The 22,506-nt window shown below is 63.4% G+C and carries 21 protein-coding genes; 10 read left to right on the top strand and 11 right to left on the bottom strand.

Features of this window, described 5'->3' with window-relative positions:
• The first annotated feature begins 9 nt into the window (after positions 1-9).
• Positions 10-1,134 (top strand): hypothetical protein, encoded by a 1,125-nt coding sequence (locus B5527_RS06975; RefSeq protein ID WP_079600638.1) that lies wholly within the window; start codon positions 10-12, stop codon positions 1,132-1,134.
• Between the two features lie 5 nt (positions 1,135-1,139).
• On the opposite strand, the gene B5527_RS06970 is transcribed toward B5527_RS06975, so the two are convergent.
• The 5 genes from B5527_RS06970 to B5527_RS06950 are packed head-to-tail and all read right to left on the bottom strand — an operon-like array spanning position 1,140 to position 4,693.
• Entirely contained in the window at positions 1,140-1,904 is a 765-nt protein-coding gene (locus B5527_RS06970; RefSeq protein ID WP_079600637.1) for a TSUP family transporter, read from the bottom strand.
• Complete coding sequence (locus B5527_RS06965; RefSeq protein WP_079600636.1) at positions 1,901-3,157, bottom strand: CCA tRNA nucleotidyltransferase; 1,257 nt, start codon at positions 3,155-3,157, stop codon at positions 1,901-1,903. The genes B5527_RS06970 and B5527_RS06965 overlap by 4 nt, the downstream gene beginning before the upstream one ends.
• Positions 3,154-3,417: a DUF6111 family protein gene (locus tag B5527_RS06960; RefSeq protein WP_079600635.1), complete on the bottom strand. Its 264-nt coding sequence runs from the start codon at positions 3,415-3,417 to the stop codon at positions 3,154-3,156. Before B5527_RS06960 ends, B5527_RS06965 begins: the two co-directional genes overlap by 4 nt.
• Positions 3,414-4,073 carry a CoA pyrophosphatase gene (locus B5527_RS06955; RefSeq protein WP_425305091.1) on the bottom strand — a complete coding sequence of 220 codons (660 nt, stop codon included), beginning with the start codon at positions 4,071-4,073 and terminating at the stop codon, positions 3,414-3,416. The genes B5527_RS06960 and B5527_RS06955 overlap by 4 nt, the downstream gene beginning before the upstream one ends.
• Before the next feature lie 8 nt (positions 4,074-4,081).
• Positions 4,082-4,693, bottom strand: a complete 612-nt coding sequence (locus tag B5527_RS06950; RefSeq protein ID WP_079600633.1) for a DUF1285 domain-containing protein — start codon at positions 4,691-4,693, stop codon at positions 4,082-4,084.
• A gap of 235 nt (positions 4,694-4,928) precedes the next feature.
• Here B5527_RS06950 and B5527_RS06945 point away from each other — a divergent pair, with 235 nt between their 5' ends.
• The 8 genes from B5527_RS06945 (at position 4,929) to B5527_RS06910 (ending at position 16,883) form a co-directional block, all read left to right on the top strand.
• Positions 4,929-5,933: an AAA family ATPase gene (locus tag B5527_RS06945; RefSeq protein WP_079600632.1), complete on the top strand. Its 1,005-nt coding sequence runs from the start codon at positions 4,929-4,931 to the stop codon at positions 5,931-5,933.
• On the top strand, positions 5,933-6,877 hold the full coding sequence (locus tag B5527_RS06940) for a DUF58 domain-containing protein (RefSeq protein WP_079600631.1): 945 nt from the start codon (positions 5,933-5,935) through the stop codon (positions 6,875-6,877). The genes B5527_RS06945 and B5527_RS06940 overlap by 1 nt, the downstream gene beginning before the upstream one ends.
• The gene (locus B5527_RS06935; protein ID WP_079600630.1) at positions 6,877-9,687 is read left to right on the top strand and encodes a DUF4159 domain-containing protein; all 2,811 of its coding nucleotides are present in this window, start codon (positions 6,877-6,879) and stop codon (positions 9,685-9,687) included. Before B5527_RS06940 ends, B5527_RS06935 begins: the two co-directional genes overlap by 1 nt.
• A gap of 9 nt (positions 9,688-9,696) precedes the next feature.
• Complete coding sequence (locus tag B5527_RS06930) at positions 9,697-11,760, top strand: hypothetical protein (RefSeq protein ID WP_079600629.1); 2,064 nt, start codon at positions 9,697-9,699, stop codon at positions 11,758-11,760.
• Positions 11,761-11,925: 165 nt separating this feature from the next.
• Complete coding sequence (locus tag B5527_RS06925) at positions 11,926-12,345, top strand: DUF2946 domain-containing protein (RefSeq protein ID WP_079600628.1); 420 nt, start codon at positions 11,926-11,928, stop codon at positions 12,343-12,345.
• 151 nt (positions 12,346-12,496) lie between these two features.
• A complete protein-coding gene (locus B5527_RS06920; protein ID WP_154072061.1) occupies positions 12,497-14,980 on the top strand; it encodes a TonB-dependent receptor in 2,484 nt (827 codons plus the stop codon).
• Between the two features lie 107 nt (positions 14,981-15,087).
• On the top strand, positions 15,088-15,723 hold the full coding sequence (locus B5527_RS06915) for a DUF1007 family protein (protein ID WP_079607126.1): 636 nt from the start codon (positions 15,088-15,090) through the stop codon (positions 15,721-15,723).
• Positions 15,724-15,734: 11 nt separating this feature from the next.
• Positions 15,735-16,883 (top strand): nickel/cobalt transporter, encoded by a 1,149-nt coding sequence (locus B5527_RS06910; RefSeq protein WP_079600626.1) that lies wholly within the window; start codon positions 15,735-15,737, stop codon positions 16,881-16,883.
• A 34-nt stretch (positions 16,884-16,917) separates the two neighbouring features.
• Here the strand turns inward: B5527_RS06910 and B5527_RS06905 are convergent, their stop codons facing one another.
• The 4 genes from B5527_RS06905 to B5527_RS06890 all read right to left on the bottom strand — a co-directional run bounded on the left by B5527_RS06905 (position 16,918) and on the right by B5527_RS06890 (position 20,188).
• Complete coding sequence (locus tag B5527_RS06905) at positions 16,918-17,439, bottom strand: GNAT family N-acetyltransferase (RefSeq protein WP_079600625.1); 522 nt, start codon at positions 17,437-17,439, stop codon at positions 16,918-16,920.
• Between the two features lie 67 nt (positions 17,440-17,506).
• On the bottom strand, positions 17,507-18,442 hold the full coding sequence (locus B5527_RS06900; protein ID WP_079600624.1) for a glycosyltransferase family 2 protein: 936 nt from the start codon (positions 18,440-18,442) through the stop codon (positions 17,507-17,509).
• Positions 18,443-18,493: 51 nt separating this feature from the next.
• Positions 18,494-19,324: a hypothetical protein gene (locus B5527_RS06895; RefSeq protein WP_245332526.1), complete on the bottom strand. Its 831-nt coding sequence runs from the start codon at positions 19,322-19,324 to the stop codon at positions 18,494-18,496.
• A gap of 378 nt (positions 19,325-19,702) precedes the next feature.
• Positions 19,703-20,188: an NUDIX domain-containing protein gene (locus B5527_RS06890; protein ID WP_079600623.1), complete on the bottom strand. Its 486-nt coding sequence runs from the start codon at positions 20,186-20,188 to the stop codon at positions 19,703-19,705.
• A gap of 148 nt (positions 20,189-20,336) precedes the next feature.
• Here B5527_RS06890 and B5527_RS06885 point away from each other — a divergent pair, with 148 nt between their 5' ends.
• Positions 20,337-21,227 carry a metallophosphoesterase family protein gene (locus B5527_RS06885; protein ID WP_079607124.1) on the top strand — a complete coding sequence of 297 codons (891 nt, stop codon included), beginning with the start codon at positions 20,337-20,339 and terminating at the stop codon, positions 21,225-21,227.
• Positions 21,228-21,389: 162 nt separating this feature from the next.
• On the opposite strand, the gene B5527_RS06880 is transcribed toward B5527_RS06885, so the two are convergent.
• Together B5527_RS06880 and B5527_RS06875 are read right to left on the bottom strand one after the other, a co-directional pair.
• Positions 21,390-21,950: a hypothetical protein gene (locus tag B5527_RS06880; RefSeq protein WP_079600622.1), complete on the bottom strand. Its 561-nt coding sequence runs from the start codon at positions 21,948-21,950 to the stop codon at positions 21,390-21,392.
• 337 nt (positions 21,951-22,287) lie between these two features.
• Positions 22,288-22,497, bottom strand: a complete 210-nt coding sequence (locus B5527_RS06875) for a DUF4170 domain-containing protein (RefSeq protein ID WP_079600621.1) — start codon at positions 22,495-22,497, stop codon at positions 22,288-22,290.
• Positions 22,498-22,506: the final 9 nt, after the last annotated feature.

Raw genomic sequence — 22,506 nt, 5'->3', positions numbered from 1 at the left:
GGAGTCACGATGCAGGCGGACGGCGGGGATAGTCCGGCGCAGGGGCCGGACGGGCATTCAAAGAGTCCGAGATGGCTGGAACGGGTCAAGACCTGGGACAGCGAATTTTCTGTCACCAAGGGGTTGACGGTCGTGACGGTGCTGACCGGTTTCCTCGGCGGCTATTTCCAATACCTCAACGCCTATGACGAGAAAGTCAGCGCCCAGGCCAAGGACGACATGGCCGCGGCGACCGCGACATTCGTGGAGATTTCGAATGCGTTTGCCCAGGCGCAACTGCTCCAGCAACTCATCTATTTCGATTTAAGGGATGTGCTCAACGAAAAGTCCGACGACGCCGACAAGGCCATGAGCACCAGGAATGCCCGCGACATTTTTCCGGATTACCTGAAGGCAAGGAATCTGCTGCGGCAGAACAAGGATGTGCTCGCCCGCAAGGCGGAAATTTATGTCGACTGGGCCAGCGACCTCAACCGTGATCCGGCGGCTGCGCGGCCCCTCGACGCCGACCCGCTCAGCGAAGTGCTGCTGGGAAACTATAATTTCAACTGCGACAGTCCCGTCAATCTTCCCCATTTCGGCAATCCGGCTGCGAAAAGGGAGCCTCCGAGAACATCCAAGGATCCGGAAACATCCAAAAAGGACGTCTGCGTCCCCGCGAAGAAGGAAGTCGCCGACAAGAAAGAAAAGGAGGATTTAAAAGAATCCGAAGAAAACTCCGCGGTCCGGCTTTGCGCTAGGGATGACGACGGCAACATCGTTGCGAGCCATCCCGTAACGATCAACTGGTTGAGTGCAAGGCATCAGGTGCTTACCATGCACTACTGCTTCGAAGTCGGGCACAGGACGATAGAAACCGCGCGCGTCTGGGCGGCATCGACCAGCGATATCAGCGAGGAGCGGAAAGCCAAATTCCTGGACAAAGAGGAAATGAAGCGGGCCAAGTCCAGACTCGACAGTGAAGTCGTCCGGTTGGACGCCTTCATGAGCCTGGCGATGTCTCAACTCGAGAGAATCCGCGTCAAGTACCGGCCCGTTGGCTTTGTCTGCCACATCCCGCTGGTCCGCGACGCCATCGGCCTGTTCAGCAACAGATGCACGCCGATCAGGACCGCAGTGAGCGAGAGCGGATGACCGCCTCAGAGCAGCTGCCGGGCTGCTGCGGAAATCATCACCAGTCCTCCGGCGATCACGGCGACGTCGAGGATCGCGGTGTGAACATGCACCGGCATACGCTCGACGAAGGCTCTCGCCAAAAACGTACCCGGAAGGGCTATCCCGCCGATCAGAAGCGCAAAGGCGAGCACCTGCGCGGTGATGACCCCGGCCAATCCGAACACGGAAATCTTGATGATGCTGGTGGTGACCGAGATCACCGCATCGGTAGCGATCACGGCCGCGCCCTCGAGGCCCACCGCCATCAACAGTGAGAGCAGGATCACCCCCGAGCCCGAGGTGCCGCCGACCACCACGCCGTAACCGACCGCGCCGGCGGCAAGCCCGGTATCGCCGATCTTGATGTCATGGCGTCGGAGCAAACGGCGCAGCGGAACGCTTGATATCAGCATGACGCCGATCACCAGCGCCGCGCCGGCACTCGTCAACCGCGTATAGCCGTAAGCGCCGAGCGCGGTCGTGAATGCGGCGGCCGAAATCACGATCAGCGCGCGGCGTCCGTCAGTGTAACGCAGATAGGCGACGAAGCGGCTCAGGTTGGAGAAGATCGAAGAGATGGCGATGATCGGCACCACCGGTTCGGCGCCGATCAGCGGCACCAGAACCAGCGGCATCAACGCACCGGTGCCGTAGCCGGCCAGCCCGCCGACCACGGCGGCAAACAGCGCGACGCCGGCAACCAGCAGCAGTTGAGCTACGGAGATATCGGCAAAGCCTGAAAAAATCACAGCCGGTGGTCACGGTTGAAACGTGTTACGGCCTGGTCGGCGATGGCTTCAAGCGCGGCTTGATCCAAAGGAAAGCCCGCCGCAAGCCAGGCGTCCTCGGCCAGTCCCAGCACATGCCCCAGCGCCGGGCCTTCGGCAATTCCGCGCGCGATGAAATCGGCGGCCCTGAGCGGAAATTTCGGCGCGTTCCAGCGCTCCGGCAGGGTGGCGAGCTCGCGCCAGGACGCGGAATCGGTGTCCTGCCCCGACCGCGCCCAGGCCAGCATCAGCCGGTCGCGGTAGCGATCCGCGCCGAGCCGATAGAGCCGCCGCCGCGCCCTCGCCTCGTCCATGCCGGCGAGGCGCCACCAGCGATGGCCCATCGAATCGAGCATCCTGGTTTCGGCATTGGTGAGACGCAGGCGGCTAGCGAGCCGCTTGGCGTCCTCGGTGACGGCAACCGCGAGCGCCCCGAGCCGGCGGATCGCGTTCGGCTCAACTCCAAGCAGGTGTTCCGCCGCGATCATCGCCTTGAACGGTCCGATATAGGCGATGCCGCCGAAAACCGGCAGCAGCAATCCGCCGTCCGCCATCGCCGTGATTGCGCCGGCCGCGCCTTGCGCGATCACCAGCTTCAGCATTTCCATGCGCACGCGTTCGGCGGACAGCGTCGCAAGGCCTTCGCGCGCGGCAATGCAGGCGAGGTATCCGGCGCGATCGGGCTCGCCGGTGCCATAGGCGGCGTGCATGCGGAAGAACCTGAGAATGCGCAAGTAGTCTTCGGCGATACGCTGCCTGGGGTCGCCGATGAAGCGCACACGCTTTGCAAGGATATCGTCTAACCCGCCGACGTGATCGTGCACCACGCCATCGGCGTCGACCGACAGGCCGTTGATGGTGAAGTCGCGCCGCTCGGCATCATGGACCCAGTCGCGCCCGAACGCGACCCTCGCCTTGCGCCCGAACGTCTCGGTGTCCTCGCGCAAGGTCGTGACCTCGAACGGCTGCGCGTCGACGACGAGCGTCACGGTGCCGTGCTCGATGCCGGTTGGCACGCTCTTGATGCCGGCCACCTTGGCGCGGCGGGTCACCTCGGCGGGCAAGGCGGTGGTCGCGATATCGATATCGCCGGTTGGAATCTTCAGGAGCGCGTTGCGAACCGCGCCGCCGACCACGCGCGCTTCCTCGCCGTTGCCGTTGAGCAATCCGAGCACGCGGGCGGTTGGGCCGGACTTGAGCCAGGGCGCGTCGTCGAGCACGCGCACACCAGTCATTTTTCAACTCCTGGAATCAACTTGCCGTTCTCGATGTGCGCGGGAGTATAGGTCGAATTCGGCGAGGCGCCGGAAAAATGCGCGAGCAGGACAAAACTGACGATCACCAGCAGCAGCGCACCGATTGCCAGCTTGGCGATGACATGTACCGGCCAGGACGACTGCATCATCAGTCCGGAACGTGTCGCGATCAAAAACAACGCATAGACCGCAAATGGGATCAGGAAAATGCCGACTTCGGTGAAAGCCGGACGAATCATGCCCTATAAACCCGTTCGTACAGCACCCGCAGAATTCCCGCGGTGGCGCCCCAGATATAACGCTCCGCGAACGGCATGGCGTAGTACGTGCGCTCCATCCCGCGAAATTCCTTGCTGTGCAACTGGTGGTTCACGGGATTCATCAGGAACGCCAGCGGAACCTCGAACGCATCGTCCACTTCGGCGTGGTTGATGCGCAGCTTGAACCCAGGTCTCACCCGCGCCACCGTCGGCAGGATGCGAAATCCGAAACTGGTCCCGTAGAGATCGAGATAGCCGATCGGTTCGATGAACTCCCGTGTCAGGCCGACCTCTTCCTCGGCCTCCCGCAACGCGGCGTCGAGCGGCGAGGCGTCGGTCGGATCGATCTTGCCGCCGGGAAAGGAAATCTGGCCGGCGTGATCGTTGAGGTGCGCCGCGCGCTGCGTCAGCAGTACGGTCGGCTCGGCATGGTCCACCACCGGGATCAGCACCGCCGCGGGCCGGACCGGCTGCTCGCGGGCGATGATTTCGAGCATGCGATCGGTGCCCTGATCGCCGCTTTGCGGGACGATCTGGGGATCAAGCAGGCCCGGCGGGACCTCAAAGCGCAGCCGGGCGCGGGCGCGCTCGAAAAACTCCACCGGGCTGATCGCCACGGCCCCCGTCTTCAGCATCGGCTCGTTCAAAGCGCTCCCCTCACCTGCTCCGCATCCGCCATCGCAAAAAACGCCCCCGAGGACGCGATCCCGAACATCGGACGACCATCGACCACTCGCTCCTCGCCCATGTCAACCAGATCGTAGTAAAGCGCGCGGGTGACTTTGGCCCAAAGATCGGCGCGGACATGAAGATAGGGCGTGAGGCCTCCGTCGGCGGCGGCCTCGAACCGCAGGCGGTGGGCGGAATCGCAACTCACCCAGTCGTCGACATTGGTGCGAAAGCGGAGCAGCCGGCCGCGGCTGTCGCCTTCCTTGAGCATCTCGACCGCAAGAAACGGCGCGTCGTCGACGCGGATGCCGACCTTCTCCACCGGGGTCACGAGAAAGTGCTTGCCGTCCTCGCGCTTGAGTATCGTCGAAAACAGCCGGACCAGCGCCGGGCGCCCGATGGGCGTTCCCATGTAGAACCACGTGCCATCGCTTGCGATTCGCATATCGATATCGCCGCAGAACGGTGGATTCCACAAATGCACCGGAGGCAGCCCCTTTCCGGCGGAATTGGCGTTCGCAGCATCCTTGACGGCGGCAGTCAGTCCTTCGAGGCCCCGATCGGTGGTCTGCCCTTGCTTCGCCATGGTTTGCCCTGACTCTGACCGCCTTGATTTGGCACGATTGGTGCAGGCCACGTTAACGGGTTCTGCCCGGATCAAGTCGCCACATCGTGATCCCGTTCATACCCTGAAATACCGATAATGTGGGGATAGTTTAATTCAACGAATACATGGCCTTTGCATGAGTTTAGCTTCGGGTTCATGGCATGACGCCGCAGTCGGCGGCGTTGCAGGCAAAGCATTGACCAAGGAGACCTAAATGGCTGGCGCAGACAGTGTCGAAAAACTTGAGGACGTGATCGTCCGCTCGGCCGAACAGGTCGCCGGTCAGATCCGCGCCGCGAAGGATGCGATCTCCACCGTCATCTTCGGTCAGGACCGGGTGGTTGAAAATACCCTGGTGACGATCCTGTCGGGCGGTCACGCGCTACTGATCGGCGTGCCCGGCCTTGCCAAGACCAAGCTGGTCGAAACCCTGGGCGTTACTCTCGGGCTTGACGCCAAGCGCATCCAGTTCACGCCGGACCTGATGCCGTCGGATATTCTCGGCGCCGAAGTGCTGGACGAGAGCAGTACCGGCAAGCGGTCGTTCCGTTTCATCGCCGGTCCGGTGTTCGCGCAGCTGTTGATGGCCGACGAAATCAATCGCGCCAGCCCGCGCACCCAGTCGGCGTTGTTGCAGGCCATGCAGGAGCAGCACATTACCGTTGCGGGCGCTCGCCACGACTTGCCGAAGCCGTTCCATGTGCTGGCGACGCAAAATCCGCTGGAGCAGGAAGGCACTTACCCGCTGCCGGAGGCGCAGCTCGATCGCTTCCTGATGGAGATCGACGTCGACTATCCGGATCGCGACGCCGAGCGGCGCATCCTGTTCGAAACCACCGGCGCGGAGGAGACGCTCGCCAAGGTAGCCATGAACGCCGAGATCCTGATCACCGCGCAACGCCTGGTGCGGCGCCTGCCGGTCGGCGACTCCGTCGTCGAAGCGATCCTGACATTGGTGCGCTCCGCGCGGCCCGGCCCCGAGGGCGGCGAAGCCGGCAAGCTGATCGCCTGGGGACCGGGTCCGCGCGCCAGCCAGTCGCTGATGCTCGCGGTTCGCGCCCGCGCCCTGCTCGACGGCCGTCTGGCGCCCTCGATCGACGATGTGCTCGATCTGGCCGAGCCGGTGCTCAAGCACCGCATGGCGCTGACGTTTTCGGCGCGCGCCGAAGGCCGCACCATTCCCGACGTGATCCGGCAATTGAAGACGCGGATCGGTTGATGGCCGCCGAGACCAAGCACACCAGCGGGGAGATCACAGCAATCCGACGTGCCGATGGCGAAAGCCGAACGCTCGCCGCATCGCTGCCGCGTCTTGTGCTTGAAGCTCGCCGCATCGCCGCCAACGTGATTCATGGCCTGCATGGACGGCGGCGCGCCGGCGCGGGGGAAAGTTTCTGGCAATATCGCCGCTTCGTTTCCGGAGAGCCGGCGCAGAGGGTCGACTGGCGGCGCTCGGCGCGCGACGATCATCTCTATGTCCGCGAGCAGGAATGGGAGGCCGCGCACACGGTGTGGCTGTGGCCGGACCGCTCGCCGTCGATGGCGTTTGCCTCCAGACAGGCGCGCGACTCCAAGCTGGAACGCGGATTGATCGTGACCTTCGCGCTCGCGGAACTCCTGGTCGCGGGCGGCGAACGCGTCGGCATTCCCGGCCTGATGAACCCGACCGCGAGCAGTAACGTCGTCGACAAGATGGCGCAGGCGATGCTGCATGACGACGCCGCACGCCTCAGCCTGCCGCCGGCCTTTGTGCCGTCGGCGCTGGCCGAGATCGTGGTGCTGTCGGACTTCTGGTCGCCGATCGCTGAAATCAGAGACATGCTTGCCGGATTGTCGGCATCCGGTGCGCATGGCGCACTGGTCCAGATCGTCGACCCGGCTGAAGAAAGTTTCCCCTATTCCGGCCGGATCGAATTTGTCGAACCGGAAGGCGGCGGCATCATCACCGCGGGCCGGGCGGAAAGATGGGCCGGCGACTACGTCGCCCGCGTGGCGCTGCATCGCGACGAGATTCGCGGCGAAACCAACAAGCTCGACTGGCTGTTCTCGACCCACACCACCAGCCGCTCGGCCGCCGAACTGCTGCTGTTCCTGCACAGCGGGATGATGGTGAGCAAGGGCAGCGCGCGCATCGCGACGGTGAAAGCGGGACGAGTCGCATGATGGCCGGACTGCCGCTGTCTTTCACCGAACCGATGTTGCTGCTGGGGCTGTTGAGCCTGCCGGTGCTGTGGTGGCTGTTGCGGGTGATGCCGCCGCGGCCGCGGCGCATCGAGTTTCCGCCGACGCGGCTGTTGTTCGACATCGCGCCGAAGGAAGAGACCCCTTCGCGTACGCCATGGTGGCTGACCGCCTTGCGCCTGCTGGCCGCCGCGTTGCTGATTCTGGCGGCCGCCGGGCCGGTCTGGAATCCGCAGACCGGTCTTGCCGGCTCCCGCGCGCCGCTGGTGATCTTGCTCGACGACGGCTGGAGCGCAGCCTCCAGCTGGGATACCCGCGTCAAGGCCGCGGACGAATTGATCGCGAATGCCGACAACGACCGCCGCGGCGTTGCGCTGGTGCCGCTGTCCGAGCCCTCCCGTGACATCACCTTGATGACCGGCGGCACCGCGCGGGTGGCGTTGCGCCAGCTCACGCCAAAACCTTATTCGATCGAGCGGGTTGAAACCCTGCCCGCGATCCAGCGTTTCCTGAAGGCGACCGGCGACTGCGAAATCGCCTGGCTTTCGGATGGCGTCGATACCGGGCGCGGACCGGAATTCCTCGAGGGACTGAGCAAAACGATCGGGGATCGTGCCTTGACGATTTTTGAAGGTGGCACCCCACCTCCGCTTGCCCTGGTTGCGGCCGAGAATGCCGCGGCGAAGATGACCGTGAAGGTGCTGCGGGCCGATGGCGGCGGCGTTGCTGCCGGAATCGTGCGCGCGCTCGACCTGAAGGGCTCACCGATCGGCGAGGCCCGCTTCACCTTTGCGCCGCAGGATCGCGAGACCGAAGCGGCGTTCGACCTTCCGGTCGAGTTGCGCAACGACATCGCGCGGCTCGAGATATCGGGCGAACGATCCGCGGGCGCGGTACAACTGCTCGACAAGCGATGGCGGCGGCGCGCGATCGGCATCGTCAGTGGATCGAGCAGCGATACCGCACAGCCGCTGCTGGCGTCGACGTTCTACCTCACCCGCGCCCTGGCTCCGTTCGCCGATGTGCGGCTCGGCGATCGCGGCGCGCCGCAACAGGCGATCACTCAATTTCTCGACCAGAAGCTGCCGATGATCGTGCTGGCGGATGTCGGCACGCTGTCGCCCGAGATCCGCGAGCGCATCAGTGCGTGGATCGAGCAAGGCGGGGTGCTGGTACGTTTCGCCGGGCCGCGTCTGGCGCAAGCCGACGACGATCTGGTGCCGGTGAAGCTGCGCCGCGGCGGACGCAGTCTCGGCGGCAGTCTCACCTGGGAAAAACCGCAGCATCTCGCTTCGTTCGCGGCCGATGGACCGTTCGCCGGTCTGACCGCGCCAAAGGACGTCACGGTCAACCGGCAGGTGCTCGCCGAGCCGGACGCGGTGCTCGCCACCAAAAGCTGGGCTTCGCTGGAAGATGGAACGCCGCTGGTGACCGGCGAACGCCGCGGCAAGGGCGTGGTCAGCCTGTTTCATGTCAGCGCCGATATGCGCTGGTCCGATCTGCCGATGTCCGGCAGCTTCGTCGAGATGCTGCGGCGGATCGTCGACATGTCCGGCTATACCTCCAATCCCGGTGCCGGCGTCGCCAGCCAAGCCGCTGCGGAAACGGTGGCGCCGTTGCACATTCTCGATGGTTTCGGTTCGTTCGGGCCGCCGCCCTCGACCGCAAAGCCTCTGCCCGCCGACTTCCGGGATCGGGCGACACCCGATCATCCGCCTGGGTTCTACGGCCCGGCCGACGGTCCGCTCGCGGTCAATACGCTGGCGGCCGCCGACCGTATCGCGCCGCTCGATACCTCGGGCTTGCGCGCGCGGCGCGCCAGTTACACCAACGCCGAACCGCGGGATTTGCGTGGCATGCTGCTGTCGTCGTCATTGGCCTTGTTCCTGATCGATGCGATCGTGGTGGCGCTGCTCGGCGCCGGCTTCGCGGCGTTGCTGCGGCGGCGCGCGGTATCGGCCGCCCTGGTCTTCGCCTTCCTGTTTGCCACGATGCTGGGGGCGCCATCGCCATCCCGTGCCGACGGCAGCGACGATTTCGCCATCAAGGCCACCTCGCAAACCCGGCTGGCTTACGTCGTCACCGGCAATGCCGACGTCGATTCCATCGTCAAAGCGGGCATGTCCGGACTGACCTTGTTTCTGGCGCAGCGCACCGCGCTGGAAGCCGGCGATCCCGTCGGCGTCGATCCCGCGCATGACGAACTGGCATTCTTTCCGCTGATCTACTGGCCGGTGGTGCCAGGTGCCGCGAAGCCGCCGCAGGACGCCATCAACCGCATCGACGCCTACATGAAGCAGGGCGGCACCGTGCTGTTCGATACCCGCGATGCCATCGAGGCGCCGCCGGGAGATGGCGGCGCGTCGCAGACGCCGGGAATGCTGGCATTGCGCAATATCCTTTCCTCGCTCGACGTTCCCGAGCTTGAACCGGTGCCGCGCGAGCACGTGCTGACCAAGACGTTCTATCTGCTGCGGGATTTTCCTGGCCGCTTTAACACCGGCCAGACCTGGGTCGAGACGTTGCCGCGCGAGGATGACGATGAGGCCGCGTCGCGGCCGGCCCGGGGCGGAGACGGCGTGTCGCCGATCATCATCACATCAAACGATCTTGCCGGCGCCTGGGCGATCCGCCCCGACGGCCAGCCGATGCTGCCGCTTACGCCGGGCGAGCCGCGGCAGCGCGAATTCGCCTTCCGTGCCGGCGTCAACATCGTGATGTACACGCTGACCGGAAACTACAAGGCCGACCAGGTGCATGCGCCGGCGCTGATCGAGCGGCTGGGGCAATAGGGTCGCAATATGCAGTATGGCATCGCGTTTACGCCGCTTGTTCCCTCCATCGTGCTTTGGCTCGCGGCGGCCGCCATCGTCCTGATCGCCGGATTGCTGCTGCTCGGCCGGGCGCGAGGCGCGGCGGTGCGGGTAACGGCGCTGGCGCTAATCCTGCTGGCGCTGGCCAATCCGTCATTTACCCGCGAGGACCGCGAGCCGCTGTCGTCGGTGGCCGCCGTCGTGATCGACAAAAGCCCCAGCCAGAACTTCGGCAACCGCACCCAGGAGACCGAAAAGGCCAGGGAGGCGCTGGTCGACAGCCTCAAGAAGATCAAGGGGCTGGAGGTACGCGTGGTCGAAGCCGGCCAGGCCGACGGCGAAACCGACGGCACCAAATTATTCGGTGCAATGTCGTCGGCGCTGTCAGACGTGCCGGTCGACCGCGTCGCCGGCGCTTTCCTGATCACCGACGGCCGCGTGCACGACATTCCCGCGAACGCGGCCGCGGTGGGATTCCAGGCCCCGGTGCATGCGCTGATCACAGGGCGCAAGGACGAACGCGACCGCCGCATCGCGGTTACCGCCGCACCCCGTTTCGGCATCGTCGGACAAGCCCAGACCCTCACCTACCGGCTCGACGATCAGGGCGTCAGCGGCGATCGCGCCAAGGTCGTGGTGCGCCGCGACGGCGAAGTGATCAACGAACGCACCGTGCTGAGCGGCCAGACCGTCAACGTCGACGTCGATATCAAGCACGAGGGGCCGAACATCGTCGAGATCGAGGCTTCTCCGCTCGAAAATGAACTGACGCCGGTCAACAACCGCGCCGTTGTTGCGATCGACGGCGTACGTGACAAATTGCGGGTGCTGCTGGTCTCGGGCGAGCCGCATTCCGGCGAGCGCACCTGGCGCAACCTTTTGAAGTCCGACGCCAGCGTCGATCTCGTGCATTTCACGATTCTGCGTCCGCCCGAAAAGCAGGATGGGACGCCGATCAATGAATTGTCGCTGATCGCGTTTCCGACCCGCGAACTGTTTCAGCAGAAGATCAACGAATTCCAGTTGATCATCTTCGACCGCTACGCGCGCCAGGGCGTGTTGCCGATCGCGTATTTCGACAACATCGCGCGCTACGTCCGCGCCGGCGGCGCGGTACTGGTGTCGGCGGGTCCCGATTACGCTTCGAGCACGAGTATCTGGCGCACGCCGCTGGATTCGGTGCTGCCGGCCGAGCCGGTCGGCGTCACCGAGAAGCCGTTCTATGCGCATTTGAGCGATGCCGGCAAACGCCATCCGGTGACGCGCGGACTGGAAGGATCCAGCTTCGAGCCGCCGCACTGGAGCCGGTTCTTCCGCGACGTCGAGACGCGCAACGCGACCACTCCTCCGGTCATGACCGGCGCCGACGGCAAACCGCTGCTCCTGTTGTCGCGCTTCGGCGAGGGCCGGGTCGCCCTGCTGTTGTCGGATCACATCTGGCTGTGGGCGCGCGGCTATGAGGGCGGCGGGCCTCATCTCGACCTGCTGCGGCGAATGTCGCATTGGCTGATGAAGCAGCCCGACCTCGACGAAGAAGCCTTACGCCTGCAGGTCCAGGGCAAGGACCTCGTGGTGCTGCGCCAGACCATGGCGGACAACGTCGCGCCGGTGACGGTGACTTCGCCGGCCGGGGCGACGCGCGAACTGACGTTGAGCGAAAGCGAGCCGGGAACCTGGCGCTCGACGATACCCGCGAACGAGCTGGGCCTGTGGCAGGCGACCGATGGCACGCTGAAAGCGCTGGTCAATGTCGGCCCGACCAACCCGAAGGAGTTTTCGGAAGTCACCTCCACCACCGAAACGCTCAAACCACTGGCCCAGGCCACCGGCGGCGACGTCCGGCGGGTCGTCGATGGCTCGAGCGTCGATCTTCCGCGCATCGTGCCGGTGCGTGCGTCCAGCGTGTTTCACGGTGACGGCTGGATGGGCGTGAAGATGCGCGATGCCAGCGTCGTCAAAGGCGTGGGCGTGCTGCCCATGTTCGCCGGCCTGATCGGTTTGCTGCTGCTGCTCGGCGCGTTCGCCGCCACTTGGCTGCGCGAGGGGCGCTGATCGCAACCTCACGTCAACGGACGTTGCGTGAATCACACAGACGTTGCGAATTCCGCCGCCGCATGGATTCACCGCAGTTGACACGCTGTGGCAATTCCTGATGTTATATTATAACGTCGGGGCGGCCGGGAAAACCTGGCCCGCCGGCGTGGGGCGTTTATCGGCATGAAGTGGTTCCGATCGAACATCAGGCTTGGCACGCGGCTCGCGCTTGTTGCGCTCGCGTTCCAGTTTGCGTTTTCGTTCGGACATTTCCACGGGATCGCCGCGCAGGCGGCGCCCGCGATTCAATCCGGCCAGGCGTTATCCGATGCTGCTCACGTCAACGGCGTCCCTTCACCGAATACAATTAGTCAACCCGATCAGCGGGCGCCGGCCCCCGATCGCGATTCCGGCAAGCAGCCGAACGACGGTTGCGCGATCTGCGCCGTTATCGCCATGGCGAATACGGTCCTGTTTGCAACACCACCGCTGCTGCTAATTCCGCAGGCCGTGGAATTTTCATATCTGGCCACCGATGCCGAGTTCGTTCATCTGAACTCTACTCGCGTTGCCTTTCAGCCTCGCGCTCCCCCGATCTCCTGACTGAATTTGCTTCGTCATCCCTGAGCGATCGCCGCGTCATACGTGGCCGGTCCATCGGGATAACTAGAAATCGGTCCGTTGCATGTCGACGGCAGGCCCCTCCGAATTCGTCGACGACGAATCAGGCCGTGGCTTTTCAGGGTTGGGATTAATGACGTTTGTTGCAAGAAGTACTCTACTCCTCTCCGGTTCGGCGTCGTTGCTGCTCGGCCTGGGCGGCGCCGCGATGTCGCAGACCGCAGCACCCGCCGGTAACGGCACCACGGCGCTTCCTGACATCGTGGTTGAAGCGCCGAAGCAAGTAGCAGGGACACCGAGGCAGAAACCGAAGCCGAGCGCGATCGCGCGGCGCGCCGTATCTCCGCGGACAACGCCGACCACCGCGACTTCAACGCCGATCTCGCCAGCCGCACAGCTTGCCGCAAAAAGCAACGTCTTCGATCAAAAGCGCAACGATCTGTATACAACCATCGGCACGACCTCCGACACCATCAGCCACGACACCATCCAGGATCTGCCGCAAGGCACCAACCAGTCGGTTGAGAAGGTGCTGCTGCAGGCCCCCGGGATTTCGCAGGATTCCGCCGTCAGCGGCTCGCTGCATGTCCGCAACGATCACGCCAACGTCCAGTTCCGGATCAACGGGGTGATGATGCCCGACGGGCTCACCGGTTTCGGCAGCATCTTCGACACCAGTTTCATTGGCAGCATGGCACTGGTCACCGGTGCCTTGCCGGCCGAATTCGGGCTGCGCACGGTTGGCCTCGTCGACATCACCACCCGCAACGACCTTTTCAACAACAGCGGCACCGCCAGCGTGTACGGCGGCAGTCACGGCACCATTACGCCGAGCGTCGAATATGGCGGCACATTCGGCAGCACCTGCCCTGCAACCACGACCGCGCCAACCTCCGTCAAGGCGCCGCCGGTTTCTGCGGATTGCTTTGCCGGCGTTCAATACTATTTCACCGGCCGCTATCTGCAGAACACGTTGGGTCTTGAAAATGCGACGCCTGCGTACAACGCGATCCACGATTTCTCACAGCAGGAGAGGGGCTTCGCCTACATGTCCGCGTTCGTCGATCCGACCACCCGGGTCAGCCTGATCGCCGGCACTTCGAACAACAACTTTCAGATTCCCAACAATCCGGGTCAACCGGTCGGGCAGAACGGGAATCCCCCGGTCACCAACGCGTTCGGCAGCACCAGTTTTAATTCAGCGCTGCTCAACGAAAATCAGTGGGAGGTCACTCACTTTGGCGTGCTGTCGGTGCAGAAATCAGTCGACGGCTTCGACGGGCAATTGTCCTATTTCACCCGCTACAACGATCTGCACTTCTTGCCGGACCCGACCGGAGATCTGCTGCTGAACGGCGTCGCCTCGGATATTACCCGCACTTCCTACACCAATGGCATCCAGGGCGACGGCTCCTATAAGCTCAATTCGACCCATACGCTCCGCGCCGGCTTCTCAGTCAGCGCCGAGCAGGCATTCGTCGGCAATTCGTCGCTGGTCGAACCCTGCATGGTATGCGACGGCTCGGACAACGGTGCGCCGGAGACGATAACCGACAACGTCTCGAAACTGGGCGTGCTGATGGGAGTGTATGCTCAGGACGAGTGGAAGGTCACCGACCAGTTCACGATCAACGCCGGCTTGCGCTTCGATCAAATGTATCAATTCGTGAGCGCTAACCAGTTCAGCCCCCGCTTGAGTTTTACCTATAAGCCGTTCGAGAATACGACCTTCCATGCCGGCTATGCGCGCTACTTCACGCCGCCGGAACTCGTGGAAGCAGCCCCCGCCAACATCGGCCTGTTCAACAACACGACGGGAGCACCGAATGCCGGCCAGGCCAACGACCCCGTCTTGCCGGAGCGCTCGCACTATTTCGATGCCGGCGTCGATCAAAAAATTCCGTTCGGATGCTCGTCAGCGGGCGCGAAAGACTGCTCCAGTCTGGAACTCGGAGTCGACGCCTATTACAAGATCGCGACGGACCTCCTCGACAACGGCCTCTTCGGCCAGGCCTACGTGCTGACCGCATTCAACTATGCCAACGGATACAACGAAGGCATCGAATTCCACGCCAAGTACAAAAGCGGCAACTTCCAGGCCTATGCCAACGTTGCCGTGGCCCAGCAGAGAGCGAGCCAGGTGGTGTCGAACCAGTATCTATTCGACAATTCGACGCCACTCGCGGATCTCGGCGGCCTGACCGAGTTTCAGTACATCCAGTCGCACTTTGTCTATACCGACCACAACCAGTTCGTCACCGCTTCGGCGGGGGCCGTCTATCAGTTCTGCGGCCGGCCTGCGACTGTCGCTGAAACGTTCGGCGCCGATGGGCTATCGTGGTGCGGGACCAAGCTTAGCGCCGACGCAATCTATGGCAGCGGTCTGCGCGACGGGGACGCCAACATCGGTATGGTGCCGTCTTACACGCAAGTCAATGTCGGCATCCAGCGCGAATTCCTGCTGCCGAATGACCCTAAGCCGATGACCGTTCGTTTCGACGTCGTCAACTTGTTCGACTCGATCTACGAAATCAGGGATGGATCCGGCATCGGCGTGTTCGCGCCGCAATTCGGGCCGCGACGCGGCTTCTTCCTCGGCATCTCGAAGAAGATATGAGAGGCGCAAGGCTCGGCCGCGCCGGGACCGGTGGACAGCCAATCAAGTCAAGGTCCGCTTGCGAGCGCCCTTGGCAGAGCCAATGGGGGGTGAACGTGAACGCCTTGATGCGTTTGTTGCTTCATCTGCTGTCAGCTTCAGCGGCGCTCGCTTTGAGTTCGGGTGCGGCGCAGGCCCATCCGCACGTCTGGGTCACCGCGGCGAGCGAACTGATTTTCGCTGCCGATGGCTCGATCACCGGGATTCGGCACGCCTGGACGTTCGACGACATGTTTTCGACCTATGCGTTGCAGGGCATCGCGGCCAAAAAGAAGGGGACCTATAGCCGCGAAGAACTAGCCCCGCTGGCACAGACCAATATGGACTCCCTGAAGGAATACGGCTTCTTCACCTTCGCCAAGGTCAATGGCCAAAAACAGCCGTTTCAAAAGCCGGCCGACTACTTTCTCGAATACCGGGATTCAACCCTGGTGCTGCACTTCACGCTCCCGTTCAAGACCCCGATCAAGACCAAACAACTCGCCGTGGAGATCTTCGACCCAACCTACTTCGTCGACTTCGCGCTGCAGAAACAAAATCCGATCCGCCTCGTCGGCGCGCCCGCCGCCTGCGCCACGACGATCCAGCGGCCGAACGACGGAGCCGCCGCCGCCCAGAAACTTGGCGAGGCCTCGTTTCTGAACGGAAGCAACAGTAATTATGGCGCAATGTTCGCCAACAAGATCAATGTCGATTGTCCCTGAGGATCGCGCGCATGAAAACCAACCGACAGACGGCGTTGAACTGCCTGGCGATCATGGCCGTCGCCATTGTCGTCGATGGCGCGCTGCGGAGCGCGCTGGCGCAAAATCCGTTCGGCGGTCCGCCCGCCGCTCCCGACGCGCAAATCGGCGGTATCGTCGGCTGGCTGATGACCAAGCAATCGGAATTCTATCGCGAGATGTCGGCGACCATTCGCGCCGCCAAGGCCGACGGCAGCGCGGTCTGGACGCTGCTGGCGATTTCGTTCGCCTACGGCATATTCCACGCCGCCGGCCCCGGCCACGGCAAGACCGTGATCTCGTCATACCTTGTCGCCAATGAAGAGACCGCGCGACGCGGCATCGTGCTGTCGTTCGTCTCGGCGCTGATGCAGTCGTTGATCGCGGTGCTGATCGTCGGCATCGGCGCCTGGCTGCTCAACGTCACCGCCAAGACCATGTGCGGCGCCGAGCGCGCAATCGAGATCGCCAGCTACACGCTGATCGCCGCGTTCGGTGTCCGGCTGGTCTGGAGCAAGGGCGGCGGCTTGATCCGGGCGCTGCAATCATCTTACGGCAGATCCGCGCCAACGATTGCGCCGGTCCTGGCGCACGCGACTGCATTTCATCATGATCACGGACATCACTCGCACGATCATGGCGGTCACGAACATCATCACCATGACCGCGGCCCTGCGCATGCCACTGTCGCTCGCGACCGTGTGTCCGGACATGAGCATGCGGAGCATCGCGAGCATGGCCATGTGCACGACGAGCATTGCGGACACTCGCATGGTCCCGAGCCCTCGCAACTTTCCGGTCCCGGCGGGTGGCGGCGCGGTTTCAGCGCGGTTCTAACCGTCGGCATCCGGCCGTGTTCGGGCGCCATTCTGGTTCTGGTGTTCGCGCTGGCACAGGGGCTGTTCTGGGCCGGCATCGCCGCCACGTTCGTGATGGGGCTTGGCACCGCGATCACCGTCGCAACCATTGCCATCATTGCGGTCTCCGCAAAGGGGCTGGCGCGACGGATAACCGCCGGCCGCGGGGGCAGCGGTGCGCTGGTGATGCATGGGGTCGAGTTCGCCGCTGCGGGAATGGTGTTGCTGTTTGGCGTGGGACTGCTGCTGGGCTACATCGCCGCCGAGCGCGTGACCTGCTTCTGAGAGGCGAATGTCTCGATCGGATTGATCGCCAGGATCATGCTCCCGATCGCACCACGCTCCAGTCGGGACGGATCGCCCCCGAGACGTCTGAAAACGCGCCGTCGACGAGCTCCGCCACCAAGAGGCGACTGTAATCCACCGGTCCCGGCATGCTCGCGCGGCCCTTCGGAACCGCCTTGAAGCCGACGCGGCTGTAATAGGCCTCGTCGCCGACCAGCAGCACGAGGCGATGCCCCTTCGCTCTCGCATCCTTCAGCGCGCGATCGAGCAGCGCGCGGCCGACGCCGCGGCCGCGAAACGGCGGCTCGACCGTCAGCGGCCCCAGCAGCAAGGCCTTGGTATCGCCGACCATTATCGGCAACTGACGTACCGAGCCTACCAGCAGCGTGCCGATCCGGGCGGTGAATGACAGATCGAGCAGATGATCGACGTGTTCGCGAATCCGGTACGCGCTCAGCACAAAACGGCCGGGCCCGAACGTGCGCTCGTGCAGGCGTTCGATTGGCAGCGCGTCGTTGGCGGTTTCGGGCAGTATTGTCAGAGAAAGGTCGCTCATGGTTACGCGCGGGATAGCATCTGGCGAAGGCGCGGTCCATCGCCCGCCTCGGCAAATTCTTGCCGTATCAGTTCCTGTTGATCGGGGCCTGCGACAAATAGGCCAGCAGCTTCATCTCGCGGCGGCCGCGCGTCACGGTATCGAGCACCAGTCCCGATGACACCGACAGCACTGCCAGAATCATCAGGCCCATCGACAGAACCGCGGTCGGCAGCCGGGGAACGATGCCTTCCTCAAGGTAGGTGACGATGATGGGTATCGCGAGGCCGACCGACACCAGCGTCAGAAATATTCCGATGGCGGTGAAGAACCGCAACGGCTTTTCCGACCGGTAGAGTTTCAGGATGGTGGCAAGGATCCGAAAGCCGTCGCGCCAGGTGTTGAGCTTGCTGAACGATCCCTCCGGTCGGGCGTAATAAGGTGTCTCGATTTCCGCGACCGGCAGCGCCAGTTCAAGCGCATGGACCGTCAGTTCGGTTTCGATCTCGAAACCATCGGACAGCACCGGAAACGATTTGACGAAGCGCCGCGAAAACACCCGATAGCCGGAGAGGATATCCTTGAAAGCCTGGCCGAACACCGAGGAGAGGAAGCTGGTCAGCATCCAGTTGCCGGTGCGATGGCCTGGCCGATAGGCGGCCTGAACCTGATCGACCCGAAAGCCCACCACCATGTCGAGATGATCCGACAGCAGCGTATCGATCATGCGTGGCGCGCTGGCGGCGTCATAGGTCGCGTCGCCGTCGACCAGCACATAGACATCGGCGTCGACGTCGGCGAACATGCGCCGGACTACATGGCCCTTGCCCTGGCGGCGTTCGCTGCGCACCTCGGCGCCGGCGGCGCGCGCGACCGCGATGGTGCGATCCGACGAATTATTGTCGTAGACGAAGATTTCGGCTGTAGGCAGCGCCTTGCGAAAATCGGCCACGACGGTGGCGACCGCGGCTTCCTCATTGAAGCACGGCACCAGAACCGCAACCCGCGTCGATGATGGTATCATTCGTGAAATGCCTGCCCGATCAAGCCCGCCGACTCAACGCTCATAGCATGATCAGGCTTTGGCCGCCTGTCCAAGGCGATTATCGTCCACTGCTTCCGCCGGCTGTATCAGCGAGGCAAACAGCAGGCTCCACAACGACAGCATCGCGATCGGGATCGTATAATACGGGGTGAAGACGGGATGGCTCAAGAAGAAGGCCAGATTCACCAGAAGATTTCCAGCCGCGACAAGGGCCGTTTGCCTTATGCCGTTGCCGGTGCTGGAAAGCAGGATCACAACGGTCCACGCACCCGCGAGCAGCAGCAGCGCGAATTGCAGGTCCGCGGCGTAACTCCAGATGACGCTGAAACTGAAATCCGGGGCCGTCGTGTCGGCACCGCCGTACGTCGTAGAGAAAGGACCGCCCGCGTTGATCGCGTTCGCAAGTAGGGTCGGCGCCACGCCTGCCAAGAACGCGGCCCCGAACACGGCGCCCTGCAGAAATGACTCCAGCCTCCGGTAAAATGAAAACGAAGCGAGGAAGAATAAAAAATATCCGGACGCGAGAAACAAATTGGACAATCTGAAATTGATGGCCACGCCAATCAAAAGACCGACGAGGCCGGTCAAAAGCAGGCGACGACGCCGCTGCTCCGTGGAGAAGAGCCTGGCGGTGAGAAAACCCGCCAGCGCGCAGACCACCATCGTCGGCGCCACCGAATAGCTCGCCTTGGTCGGATTGATCATCAGGTAGATCGCCAGGCAGCCAAAGGCCGTCGTCAACAGAATTGCAGCCGTGGAACGCGCATAAAAAATCCCAAGCGACGCAAAGCCAAAGATGATGACAGTCGCCAAAGCGTAGAGCGGGATGACCTGAAATCCTTGCGGAAACAGCGCCAGCACAAAGCCCGTGCCCGGCGGGTATTGCATGACAAGCTTATTTGTCGCCGGCATCATGTTGTGACAGGGAGCCGTGGTAGTATCGCTCCAGGTCGGGAAAGCTATCGCCCTCAATTTTTCCGACAGATAATGATCGTCGTCCCGGGAGATATTTGTATCCAACCCGTCAATGCCGAATTTCTGGAACAGATGCGCCTGCCGGAGATAGCAGACGTCGTCGTAAACGCCGCGGGCCTCGTTCCAGTGCGACATCGACCATACGTTGCTGGCCAACACCAGAAAGCAAAGGAAGCCACAGGCAGCCTTCAGATATCGCATCGCTTGGTTCCGGTGCACGGTGCTCCCACAAGCTTGTCGCCAAATGGAGCGAAGCTCAAGGGCCTAACTCCAGGTTGTGATCGGCGCTTTGCCTTCGAGCACTTCCGATATCCGCAGACGGGTCCCCGCAGTCGTCTCGGCCGGCAGCGCGCCAGCCTCGAAGAAGCCGCAGGCGACGATCTCGTGATTGGGTTCGGGCAGGCGATCCTGGCTGAAATGCCGGACCAGATAGACGGCGACGTGGTCCCGGCGGGAAGCGTGGCTGTTGAAGAACAGGCCATGCAGGGCCGGTTGGCCCAGCACTTCAATCCGCCCCTCCTCCGCGAGTTCGCGCCGCAGCGCATCGCCGAAGGTTTCGCCGACCTCCACACCGCCGCCCGGCAGGTGCCAGCCGGAGACATAGCTGTGCTTGACCAAAAATACCCTGTTGTCGCCGTCCAGCACCACAGCGCGGACCCCGAGCGTCATGCCGCGGGCGAACCGCCAATAGAGGTGAAACAGCCGCCGCAGCAGCGGCTCGACGAGCTTTCGCAGGGATTGCAGGTTCATCGCCACTGAAATCCCCGATGTCCGGACATCTCGTTTGATCCTTGCGTCACCGCTGCCGGCTTGCCAATACATTGCAGGATTTCACGGGATATGACGAGATGATCGTGCAGCGGCGCCGTCCCACGGGCGACCCGGTCGGATGCAACTGATGGCGGCATTCACGCTGGCCCATTTGTCCGATCCGCATCTTCCGCCGCTGCCCGTGCCGCGGCTTGCCGATCTCGCCGGCAAGCGCGCGCTCGGCTATCTCAACTGGATCCGCAATCGCCGGAAATTCCATCGCCGCGACGTGCTTGATGCGCTGGTGTCAGACCTGCAGGCGCAAGGCCCGGATCACATCGCGATCACCGGCGATCTCGTCAACCTGGCGCTGGAGGCCGAGTTCGCGCCGGCGCTGAAATGGCTGGAAAGCGTCGGCGCACCGGATCGTGTCACGGTCGTCCCCGGCAATCACGACGCCTATGTGCGCGCCACCCGGCATCGATTTGCGGAAGCCTGGCGAAATTACCTCGCCGGCGACGAGGTGCCCGATGGCGGCGTCATATTGCCTTCTCTGCGCCGGCGCGGCCCGCTGGCGCTGATCAGCGTATCGTCGGCGGTCCCGACGCCACCGCTGATGGCGACGGGATGGCTCGGTCGCCCCCAGCTCGATGCGCTCGAACGCATGCTGGCGGGGCTTTCTTCCGAACAGGCATTTCGCGTGCTGCTGGTCCATCACCCCTTGCGCTCGGATTCGCGCGCCAAGCGGCTGACCGATTCCTTCGAACTGCGCGCGCTCCTGCTGCAACACGGCGTGGAATTGATCCTGCACGGGCACGATCATGTTCATTCGACGATCTGGATCGACGGGCCGCAGGGCCCGATACCTGCGATCGGCGTGCCTTCGGCATCGGCACTCGCGCATGGCCGCTATCCCGCCGCGGCCTACAATCTGTTTTCGATCGAGCGCGATGGCGCGGCATGGCGTTGCGAGCAGACCGTGTGCGGTATCGATGAGATGATGCGGGTGAGGGAATTGCGGCGGACCACGCTGATGTAACCGTTACCGTCATTCCGGGATGGTCCCAACGGGTCGGCGCTTCGCGCCGCCCGATGACAGGCCGGACCAGACCTCAGATCTGCAATTGCACATCGCGGAAATCTCGAGATTCCGGGTTCGCGCTTCGCGCGCCCCGGAATGACGGTGAGAGATTGTGCATGCCTAGAAATTGCGTAACGTCGCGAACAGCGCCAGACCGAACAGCGCGAGCGCGCCGATGATGAAGCCAAGCGCGAAGATCCAGAACCCGCCGCGGCGCGGCTTTTCGACGACGACCGGTTCCGGCGCAGCCGGCGTCGCGACCAGCGCGTGTTCGCGCTCGATCATGCGGCGCGCGACATAATCGGTGACGGCGTCGACGATGACGATGGCATCGTGGGATTCGGCGATCACGATGCGGCCGAAACGGGTGTCCTGCACGAAGCGATAAATGCGCTTGTCGCGTCCCATCACGACATGGGCGACGACGTCGACCCACAGCCGCGGCGTATCGCCCTGGCTGATACCGCGATCGAACAGATCGACCTGAGCAGGTATTTGCGCGAACAGGGGATCGAGCGCCTCGTTGAGAATTTCAAGCCGAGCCACTTCGGCATCGCGCAGGTCGACGACCACGCCGGTGCGATCGGCCGCCTCGATCCGCGCCTGCCGAAGCGCATCGCGCAGGCGTATCGGACGCGTCTCGCTGGCGGCATGACTCCCGGTATGTGGCGCGTCTGACATAAGCTGGCGGCCTTTTGTCTAAGGGGTTCGGATTGCGTTTAACCTATCAGCAACCACGCTGTCCGCAAAGGCCGTTTGTTCCCAAAGGCTTACGCCTTCGGTTGCTTCTCACCTCTCCCGCTTGCGGGGAAGCATAGGCCGCCATCGGCGCGACGGGTGGAGCATTTATCCGCGTCATCCTCGCGTCGCGCAACCCCTTCTCGTCAAGCATCCCCAGCCGGGCCTGCCCCGCAAGCGGGAGAGGAGATGAGACGCAAGCGGCCCCACCCGGATGTCCGGATGGGACCGCGGTCGTCCTTGGGCCGTTTCTTAGCCGTCAGTCGGACCTGAGAAAACCTCAGGCCGGTACGCGATTGGGCTCCTCGACGATCGAAAACCGCACGCCGGCCTTATGGCGGTTCTCTTCCGAAACCCTGCGCCAGGCGTCCTCGGCCTCGGCGCGGGTCTTGAACGGGCCCTGAACCTGGGCCGAGCCTTCCACCAGCGTGTGGAAGTTCATCGAACCGAACTCGCCGCCAATCACCCAGAAATTGCTGCCGCTCGTCATGATAGCCTC

It is taken from the genome of Bradyrhizobium erythrophlei, from assembly GCF_900129425.1.
In the GTDB taxonomy this organism is placed as follows: Bacteria; Pseudomonadota; Alphaproteobacteria; order Rhizobiales; family Xanthobacteraceae; genus Bradyrhizobium; species Bradyrhizobium erythrophlei_C.
The sequence above is the reverse complement of the archived record's forward strand: the minus strand, read 5'-3'. Positions and strand labels throughout refer to the sequence as shown.